Origin of the sequence: Pseudoduganella sp. RAF53_2 (assembly GCF_052113985.1) — a bacterium.
In the GTDB taxonomy this organism is placed as follows: Bacteria; Pseudomonadota; Gammaproteobacteria; order Burkholderiales; family Burkholderiaceae_D; genus Rugamonas.
This window is the reverse complement of sequence record NZ_JBFRDW010000188.1, coordinates 1-9,180: the sequence shown is the minus strand read 5'-3', so window position 1 is coordinate 9,180 and position 9,180 is coordinate 1. Positions and strand designations below refer to the sequence as shown.

The 9,180-nt window shown below is 61.3% G+C and carries 8 protein-coding genes and 1 pseudogene; 2 read left to right on the top strand and 7 right to left on the bottom strand.

Going from position 1 to position 9,180, the window contains the following annotated elements:
• The 7 genes from AB4Z11_RS13195 to AB4Z11_RS13165 all read right to left on the bottom strand — a co-directional run.
• On the bottom strand, positions 1-1,608 hold a 1,608-nt coding region (locus tag AB4Z11_RS13195; protein ID WP_442025707.1), incomplete at its 3' end, for a M13 family metallopeptidase.
• Positions 1,609-1,655: 47 nt separating this feature from the next.
• Positions 1,656-2,423: a uroporphyrinogen-III C-methyltransferase gene (gene cobA / locus AB4Z11_RS13190; protein ID WP_442025706.1), complete on the bottom strand. Its 768-nt coding sequence runs from the start codon at positions 2,421-2,423 to the stop codon at positions 1,656-1,658.
• Positions 2,424-2,500: 77 nt separating this feature from the next.
• Positions 2,501-3,808 (bottom strand): sulfate adenylyltransferase subunit 1, encoded by a 1,308-nt coding sequence (locus AB4Z11_RS13185; RefSeq protein ID WP_442025705.1) that lies wholly within the window; start codon positions 3,806-3,808, stop codon positions 2,501-2,503.
• The gene (gene cysD, locus AB4Z11_RS13180; protein WP_442025704.1) at positions 3,808-4,734 is read right to left on the bottom strand and encodes a sulfate adenylyltransferase subunit CysD; all 927 of its coding nucleotides are present in this window, start codon (positions 4,732-4,734) and stop codon (positions 3,808-3,810) included. The genes AB4Z11_RS13185 and cysD overlap by 1 nt, the downstream gene beginning before the upstream one ends.
• Positions 4,735-5,448: a phosphoadenylyl-sulfate reductase gene (locus AB4Z11_RS13175; protein ID WP_442025703.1), complete on the bottom strand. Its 714-nt coding sequence runs from the start codon at positions 5,446-5,448 to the stop codon at positions 4,735-4,737.
• A 2-nt stretch (positions 5,449-5,450) separates the two neighbouring features.
• Positions 5,451-5,999: a DUF934 domain-containing protein gene (locus AB4Z11_RS13170; protein ID WP_442025702.1), complete on the bottom strand. Its 549-nt coding sequence runs from the start codon at positions 5,997-5,999 to the stop codon at positions 5,451-5,453.
• Positions 5,992-7,686: a nitrite/sulfite reductase gene (locus AB4Z11_RS13165; protein WP_442025701.1), complete on the bottom strand. Its 1,695-nt coding sequence runs from the start codon at positions 7,684-7,686 to the stop codon at positions 5,992-5,994. The genes AB4Z11_RS13170 and AB4Z11_RS13165 overlap by 8 nt, the downstream gene beginning before the upstream one ends.
• Positions 7,687-7,835: 149 nt before the next feature.
• Here AB4Z11_RS13165 and AB4Z11_RS13160 point away from each other — a divergent pair, with 149 nt between their 5' ends.
• On the top strand, positions 7,836-8,777 hold the full coding sequence (locus AB4Z11_RS13160; protein ID WP_442025700.1) for a CysB family HTH-type transcriptional regulator: 942 nt from the start codon (positions 7,836-7,838) through the stop codon (positions 8,775-8,777).
• Positions 8,774-9,180, top strand: a pseudogene (locus AB4Z11_RS13155) (class I SAM-dependent methyltransferase); the annotation flags it as partial. The gene AB4Z11_RS13160 and the pseudogene AB4Z11_RS13155, both read left to right, overlap by 4 nt.

The following is a 9,180-nucleotide window of genomic DNA, read 5'->3' as shown; positions in this document are numbered from 1 at the left end:
GCCCTTGGCGTCGAACTGGCGGCCTTCATCGTCGAAGCCGTGGGTCAGTTCGTGGCCGATGGTGCCGCCGGTGTTGCCGTAGTTCGGCGCTGCGTCCATTTTTGCGTCGTAAAGCGGTGGCTGCAGCACGCCCGCAGGGAAGTTGATGTCATTCATCTGCGGGTTGTAGTAGGCGTTGACCGTCGGCGGCGTCATGCCCCACTCGCTGCGATCGAGCGGCTTGCCGATCTTCGCCAGCTGGCGCTTCGTTTCAAACGCCACGCCGCGCGTCAGATTCCCGGCGAAATCGGTGCGCGACACGGAATAGCTGCTGTAGTCGCGCCATTTGTCCGGATAGCCGATCTTGTTGGCGACGGCGGCCAGCTTTTCCTGTGCCTTGCGCTTGGTTTCATCACTCATCCAGTTCAGCGAGTCGATGTCCTCCTTCATGGCGACTTCGATCTGGTGCGTCAGGTGCTGGGTCTGTTCCTTCAGTTGCGGGCTGAAAGCGCGGCTGACGAATTCCTGGCCCAGCGCTTCGCCCAGCTGGGTGTCAACGAGGCGCACGCAGCGTTTCCAGCGTGGCTGAAGCTCCGGCACACCGCGCAGGGTCTTCTGGTAGAAACCGAAGTTCTCGTTGACGAAGGCGTTCGACAGGTAGGGTGACATGGCGCGCGCCACGTGCCAGCGCAGATAGGTTTTGATGTCGGCCAGCGGCATGCGTTTCAGCGAAGCGTTCAGCGCCTTATAGAACATGGGCTCCGACACATTGAATTCGCTTACGCCGGCCACGCCGATCGCGTCGAGATACTCGTTCCATGCGAAGGCTGGCGTCATGGCCTGCAGCTCCGACAGCTTCGCCTTGTGGAACAGCTTATACGGATCGCGCTTGTCCACTTTCGACAGCGAGGCTTGCGCCAGCACGCGTTCGAAGCTGACCACCTTGTCGGCTGCCGCGCCGGCGGCCGCGGCGGAGTCGCCCAGCAGCTCGAACGTGCGGGCGATGTGGGCGCGGTACTTAGCCAGCATGTCTTTCGATTTCTGGTCCGTCTTCAGGTAGTAGTCGCGGTCGGGCAGGCCGAGGTCGGCCGCATTGGCGAAAGCGATCACCTGGTTGGAGTCGGCGAAGTCCTGGTTGGAGCCGAAGTCGAACAGCATGCTGCTCGCGATTTCAATGTGCAGGCGGCCCAGCACGCGCGGCAAGTCCTTCTTGTCATGCATGCCATCGATGAGGGCGAAGTAGTCGTTCAGCGGCTTGGCGCCCAGCTGGTCGACGGCTTTCTCATCCATGCAGGCGGCGAAGTAGTCGCCGGCCTTTTGTTGAGCGGCATTACGCTCGGCGCCGCCTTGCGCCAGCGTGTCCAGGATGCCCCACAGGTAGCGCTGGTTGTCGTTGGTCAGTTTGCGGTAGACGTTCCAGATGCTCTGGTCAGCCGGGATCGGATTGTTCTTCATCCAGCCGCCGCAGGCGTACTGGTAGAAATCCGCGCAGGGATCGGCGCTGCGGTCCATGGCTTCCACGTCAAGTCCCGGCGTATAGGGCAGGGCAGTCAGTGGCGTATTAGCGCTGTTCTGCGCAAGGCTTGGACCGGCCGCCAGGGCCAGGAATAACAGTCCCGCAAATCGCATTGTCATCTCCCCGATAAAGAGATGGCAATTTTACACTGTCGCCGGTGTCAGACCGGTTTGCGGGTCAGGGCGGGGAGATCGCTGCCGTGATCGGCATCCGCTGGCTGGTGGGGGCGCGTGGCCATGGCGTCGCCCAGCATTACCAGCACGGGGCCATGCGCCATGTGCAGGCCATGCGCCAGCTGGTCGAGCGTGATGCGTTCGATGCGCTGGTCGCTGCGGCTGACGTTTTCCAGTACCAGCACCGGCGTGTCGCCGGAACGGCCCTGGTCCAGCAGGCGCTGGGCGGTGGCGATGGCTTCGCGGCCGCCCATGTATTGCACCAGCGTGTCGGTGGAGGGAATGGCTACTTCGTCCGGATGGCCGGGCGCGGTGGAAGAGGTGAAGAAGGCGACGTTGCGGGCCACGCCGCGCTTGGTCAGCGGCTGCTTGGCGGCGGCAGCGGCAGCAACGGCAGTCGTGATGCCTGGTACGACTTCGCATTCGATGCCGTGTTCTTCCAGCGCGCGCAGTTCTTCATCGGCGCGGCCGAACAGCATGGGATCGCCCCCCTTGAGGCGTACCACCAGCGTGGCGCGCGCGGCGCATTCAAGCAATTGCTGGTTGATGAACTCCTGCGCGGCGGAGCGCTGCCCGGCGCGCTTGCCGACCGAGATTTTTTCCGCCTGCGGACAGAGTTCCAGCATTTCCGGGGTGACGAGGGCATCGTAGAGAACGACGTCGGCGGCAGCCAGCAGGCGTGCGCCGCGCATGGTGATCAGATCCTGAGCTCCGGGACCGGCCCCGATCAGATAAACTTTTCCATACGCTGGCATGCTGCTCGCTTTCCCTGGCATTCATTGGCGCAGCACGGCGGATCGGATGATCCGCCCTACATCGCGCTGCGGTGGTGTTATTCGCCGAGGCGAATCATGCCTGCGGCAACCGTCTGGTGCGTGACTTCGTCGATCAGGATGAAGGCGCCGGTGGCACGGATGTCTGCATAGGCATCGGCGGCCAGCGGCTGCTGCACGGTGATGCCGATACGGGCCACATCGTTCAGCTTCAACGCCTCTGCATCGTGACGCTGCTGCGTGTTGATGTCAAGGATCGAATCGATTTTGGTGATCTTGGCGGCGGTCTGCTTGGTGCCGTGCTTCAGCCAGTATTTGCGGCGCAGGTCCAGCGGCTCTTCGGACAGCCAGCACACATCGGCATTCACCTGCTTCAGCAGGGTAGCCGGCTGATTGCTGCATACCAGCATATCGCCGCGCGACACGTCCACATATTCGTTCAGCACGATGGTCACCGACTGGCCCGCGGATGCGGTGGTCAGCGAACCGTCGAAGGTGACGATGTCTTTCACAGTGGCCGACTGGCCCGAAGGCTGCACCGTCAGCTTGTCGCCAACCGATACGCYGCCCGCTTCGATGCGGCCCATATAGCCGCGGAAGTCGTTGGCTTCGTGGCCGTTGTGGCGGGCCACCAGCTGCACCGGGAAGCGGAAGGCGTCATTGTGCGATTCGTCGTACACGGACAGGTTTTCCAGCAGCTCGATCAGGGTCGGGCCTTTGTACCAATCCATCTTTTCGCTCGTTTCCACCACGTTGTCGCCGGTCAGAGCGGACAGTGGAATGGTGGTGATGTCCTTGATGCCCAGCGTCGCGGCGAACTCGCGGTAAGCCTTGACGATGCGGTCGTACACGTCCTGGTCGTAGTTCACCAGGTCCATCTTGTTCACGGCGACGACCACGTGTTCGATCTGCAGCAGATGGGCGATGGTGGAGTGGCGCTTGGTCTGGATCAGCAGGTCCACGCCACCGTCTTCGCGCAGCTTCACTTTCGACACGTCGATCAGAATGATCACCGCGTCGGCCGTTGACGCGCCAGTCACCATATTGCGGGTGTACTGCTCGTGGCCAGGCGTATCGGCGATGATGAACTTGCGCTTCGGCGTTGCGAAGTAGCGGTAGGCCACGTCGATGGTGATGCCCTGTTCGCGCTCGGCTTCCAGGCCATCGGTCAGCAGGGACAGGTCGATGGTATCGCCCACGGTGCGCTTATGCTTGGCGCGCGACACGGCGGCCAGCTGGTCGGCGAAGATGCCCTTGCTGTCGAACAGCAGGCGGCCGATCAGGGTGCTTTTGCCGTCGTCGACGGAACCGGCGGTGATGAAGCGAAGCAGTCCGCGTTCGCTCAGGTTTTCGTTACGGGCGTTCATCAGAAGTATCCTTGCTTCTTGCGTTTTTCCATCGAGGCTTCGGACGTCTGGTCGTCCATGCGGGTCGCGCCGCGCTCAGTGATCTGGGTGACTGCGGTTTCGGCGATGATCGCGTCCACGTCCGCTGCATCGGAAGACACAGGGCAGGTGCAGGAGATATCGCCCACGGTACGGAAGCGCACGACTTGCGTCTCCACCGTTTCGCCTTCGCGTGGCGGTGTGATGTCAGTCAGCGGCACCAGCAAGCCGTTACGCGGGATCACCTGGCGCTCGTGCGCGAAGTAGATCGACGGCAGGGCCAGGTTTTCGCGGGCGATGTACTGCCACACATCCAGTTCGGTCCAGTTCGAGATCGGGAACACGCGCATGTTCTCGCCCGGATGGACGCGGGTGTTATACAGGTCCCACAGTTCCGGGCGCTRCGCCTTCGGGTCCCACTGGCCGAATTCGTCGCGGAAGGAGAAGATGCGTTCTTTGGCGCGAGCCTTCTCTTCATCGCGGCGCGCGCCGCCGATGCAGGCGTCGAAGCCGTGTTCGGCGATGGTTTCCAGCAGAGTCACGGCCTGCGCGGCATTGCGCGAGTCGGTCTGCGGATTGCGCAGGCGCACGGTGCCTTTCTTGATCGAGTCTTCCACCGAACCCACGATCAGGCGCTCGCCCAGTTCGGCGACGCGGCGGTCGCGGAACTCGATCACTTCCGGGAAATTGTGGCCGGTGTCGATGTGCACCAGCGGGAAGGGGAATTTGCCGGGACGGAAAGCCTTCTCCGCAAGGCGCAGCAGCACCACGGAGTCCTTACCGCCCGAGAAGAGCAGGGCGGGATTGGAGCACTCGGCAGCCACTTCGCGCAAGATGTGAATCGCTTCGGATTCCAGCGCGTCCAGGTGGCGCGAATTGACTACATGTTGTTCTACTAGTGCGTTCATTTAGCTTACCTTCTTGATGCGAATCAGTTTGCCGTCGACCATGTGCAGGCCGCATTCCTTGGAGTCCGGGTTCTCCCACCACCAGCGTCCGGCGCGCACATCCTCGCCCGGCTGGATGGCGCGGGTGCAGGGTTCGCAGCCGATCGATGGATAGCCCTGATCGTGTAATTCATTGTAGGGCACCCCATTGGCGCGCAGGTATTCCCACACTTCTTCCTCTGACCAATCGGCTAGCGGATTGAACTTCACCATGCCGTGGGCTGCGTCGTCTTCCTGCACCGCCAGTTCGGCGCGGGTGCTGGACTGGGCGCGGCGCTGGCCGGTTACCCAGGATTTCTTGTCCTTCAGCGCCCGGCCCAGCGGCTCCACCTTGCGGATGCGGCAGCATTCCTTGCGCAGCTCGATGCTGTCGTAGAAGGCGTTCAGACCATTCTGCGACACGTATGCGTCGACGGCTTCCGGCTGCGGGCGGAACAGGGCGATGTCGTAATCGTAGTGTTCCTTCACGCGGTCCACCATCGCCAGCGTTTCCTTGTGCAGGCGGCCCGTCTCCAGCGAGAAGATGCCGATGCCAAGCTTGTTCTTCAAGATCAGATCCGTCAGCACCATGTCCTCCGCAGCCAGGCTGGATGCGAAGACAGCAGGCGTGAAGTCGCGCGCGATGCGCTCAAGCGTTTCGCGCGTCGCGGCGACGCGGTTGGCGAGCTCGCTCATGATCAGATCCCGTAGCCGACGTCAGTGGTTTCCACCGGACCGCTGCGCAGATGGCGGCGGAACAGGGGATTACGTACGTCCACTGAAGCCTGGTAGGTTTCGCTGAAGACGGTCAGGCCTTTCAACGCATCTTCGATGCTGCGGTCCGGACGGGTGGCGTAAGCGTCGAAGCCCACGCGGTGCATGGAGAACAGCTGGTCGCGCAGCACGTCGCCAATCGCGCGCAGCTCGCCTTTGTAGCCGAGGCGTACGCGCAGGTTGTAGGCGATGGAGTAGCCGCGGCCATCGGTGAATTTCGGGAAGTCCACTGCCACAACGGCAAATTTCGACAGATCGTCCTTCAGCGCGAAGGGATCGTCGTCCGGTGCCAGCCACACGCCAACTTCTGCGCGCGCGGCCAGGACTTCGCGCTGGGCGTTCCACACRCTCAGGGGAACAATGACTTTGCCCTCGGGGACGGCGACCGACGCCGCTTCCTCACCTTCGGCGAGGCGCAGCTCGATCCAGTCGTCCGCCACGATTTCGCGGCCCTTGATAATCTGCTTAGGCATATTCATCTTCTCCAATCAGGCGGCCCTGTTCATGAATCGGCGTGGCGTATACAAAGTCCTTGAACGGGGCGACGCCAATGCGTGTTACGGTGTCAGCAAAGTGTTCTTCCGGCGAGGTACGTTCGCGCAGATAGACCTGCAGCAGGCGGTCGATCACTTCCGGCATTTGCAAGGCCGAGAAGGACGGGCCAATGATCTTGCCGATCGCGGCGTGATTGCCTTGCGCGCCGCCGATCGACACTTGATACCATTCGCTGCCATCCTTATCCACGCCCAGGACGCCGATGGAGCCGACGTGGTGGTGGCCGCAGGCGTTGATGCAGCCGGAGATATTCAGCTCGATCTCGCCGATATCGTGCAGGAAGTCGATGTGGTCGAAGCGCTCTGCGATGGAAGCGGCGATCGGGATCGACTTGGCATTGGCCAGCGAGCAGAAGTCGCCGCCAGGGCAGCAGATSATGTCGGTCAGCARGCCGATRTTCGGCGTTGCCAGGCCTTTGGCTTTGACTTCCTGCCACAGCGTGAACAGCTTGGACTGCTCAACGTCGGCCAGCACGATGTTCTGTTCGTGAGTCACGCGCAGTTCGCCGAAGCTGTAGCGGTCGGACAGGTCGGCCATGAAATCCATCTGCTCGGCGGTCGCGTCGCCCGGCGGCACGCCGGTCTTCTTCAGCGACAGGATCACGGCGGCATAGCCGGCGACCTTGTGCGGCTTCACATTGCGCTTCAGCCAGTTGGCGAAGGCCTTGTTGTCTTCGTGGCCGGCTGCCGGATTCACGTTCGGCAGGGTGGCATAGTCGTGCGGCTGGAAGTAGGCGATCACGCGCTCCATTTCTTCCAGCGTCAGGGTCTGTTCGGTGCCTTTCAGGTCTTCCCACTCGGCTTCCACCTGGCGCGCGAATTCTTCCGCGCCGATGGCTTTCAGCAGGATCTTGATGCGGGCCTTGTACTTGTTGTCGCGGCGGCCGTGCAGGTTATACACGCGCATGATCGCTTCAATATAAGTCAGCAGGTGCTCGCGCGGCAGGAATTCGCGGATGGTGGTGCCGATGATCGGCGTGCGGCCCAGACCGCCGCCAACCATCACCTTGAAGCCGATTTCGCCTGCTTCGTTTTTCACCACGGTGAGGCCGATATCGTGCACGGCAATCGCGGCGCGGTCTTCCACGGCGCCGTTGATGGCAACCTTGAATTTACGCGGCAGGGCGATGAACTCGGGGTGGAAGGTGGACCACTGGCGCAGCACCTCAGCATAAGGGCGCGGATCGATGATTTCRTCCGCCGCCACGCCGGCCAGTTCGTCGGAGGTCACGTTGCGGATGCAATTGCCGGAAGTCTGGATGGCGTGCATCTCCACCGAAGCCAGGTCGGTCAGGATGTCCGGCGTGTCTTCCAGGTTGACCCAGTTGAACTGGATGTTCTGGCGGGTGGTGAAGTGGCCATAGCCGCGGTCGTACTTGCGGGCGATATGGGCAAACATGCGCATTTGCTTGGAGGCCAGCAGGCCGTAGGGAACGGCGATACGCAGCATGTAGGCGTGACGCTGCATGTACAAGCCGTTTTGCAAGCGCAGCGGCAGGAATTCGGCTTCGGTCAGCTCATCGCTCAGGCGGCGGCGCACCTGGTCGCGGTACTGCGCAATGCGTTCCCGCACGATGAGATGGTCGTATTGATCGTATTGATACATAGCTTTCCCAGTAAGGCATGGCCCAAAGTAGCTTCAATGGTAATAAACTGGAGCTTTATTCCAAACGACTTAGTCTTTATTTGCTTATATGCAGTTTGGGTATAAGCATCAGCGTAAAATATGGGCTGGGAAAGCTTTAGAGACTGACAATGAACCTTCATCAACTGCGATTCGTACGAGAAGCCGTCCGCCAGAACTACAACCTGACCGATGCCGCCAAGGCGCTGTTCACCTCTCAGCCGGGGGTTTCCAAGGCCATTATCGAGCTGGAAGAAGAGCTGGGCGTCGACATCTTCACCCGCCACGGCAAGCGTATCCGCGGCCTGACCGAGCCGGGCCGGCTGGTGTTGCAGTCGGTGGAACTGATCATGCAGGAGATCGACAGCCTGAAACGCATCGGCAAGGAGTATGCGGCCCAGGATTCCGGCAGCTTTACCATCGCCACCACCCATACCCAGGCGCGCTATACGCTCCCGAAAGTGGTGCAGGCCTTCATGCAGAAGTATCCCAAAGTGCGTTTGTCATTGCTGCAAGGAAATCCTCGCCAGATCGCGGAGATGGTGCAGCGCGACCAGGCCGACCTGGCCATTGCCACCGAGTCGATTGCCGCGATCGACGGCCTGATTACCCTGCCGTGCTACCAGTGGGAGCACGTGGTGGTGGTGCCGCAGGAGCATCCGCTGCTGAAATCCAAGCCGATCACCCTGGAAGAGGTGGCCGCCTTCCCGGTCATCACGTATGATGCCGCCTTCGCCGGCCGCTCCAAGATCGACCACGCCTTTTCCCTGCGTGGTTTGAAGCCGGACGTGCTGCTGGAAGCCATCGACGCCGATGTGATCAAGACCTATGTGGAACWGGGCATGGGTATCGGCATCATCGCCGGCATGGCTTTCGACCCCGAACGCGACCGCAACCTGCGCGCCATCCCGGCCGGACACCTGTTCGGCATGAATGTCTCGCGCGTCGCGGTGAAGCAGGGAGCTTACCTGCGCTCCTATATATATACATTTATCGAATTGCTGGCCCCGACGCTGAACCGCAAGCTCATCGAGCAGGCGATGAAGGGCGAGCAGGACAACTACGAATTATGAACAACGAGAAAAATGCCGACCTGCAATTGATGCAGGCGAAGGTGGCCGAGCTGGTGCGGGGCCATAAAGTATTACAGCTGGGTGACACGTCCTGGACACCTGTCATCGAAGGTTCCGCCGCTTCGGTGCACTCCGAGAGCGAGGCGGAGGGCTGCACTGCGGTGTTCGTCGCCGGCCAATGGTCTGCCGTCAAGCGCGAGGACCAGGAGTCCTTCTTGAAGCAATTGCGCCAGCGCGTTGGCAAAGATGCCTTATTAATCCTGCTTGATGACAATTATGTCGATGGTCAAAGCACACCTGTGGCGCGTACGGATATTGTGGGAAACACGTATCAATTTCACAGTGTTGCAGGCGAACAACGTGTCGAAGTCGTCAAAAACTACCCTGCAGACAGCTATTTACG

Excerpts from the sequence above, each read along its gene's own strand:
- cobA (WP_442025706.1), bottom strand. The coding sequence starts at position 2,423 with ATGCCAGCGTATGGAAAAGTTTATCTGATCGGGGCCGGTCCCGGAGCT.
- AB4Z11_RS13175 (WP_442025703.1), bottom strand. The coding sequence starts at position 5,448 with ATGAGCGAGCTCGCCAACCGCGTCGCCGCGACGCGCGAAACGCTTGAG.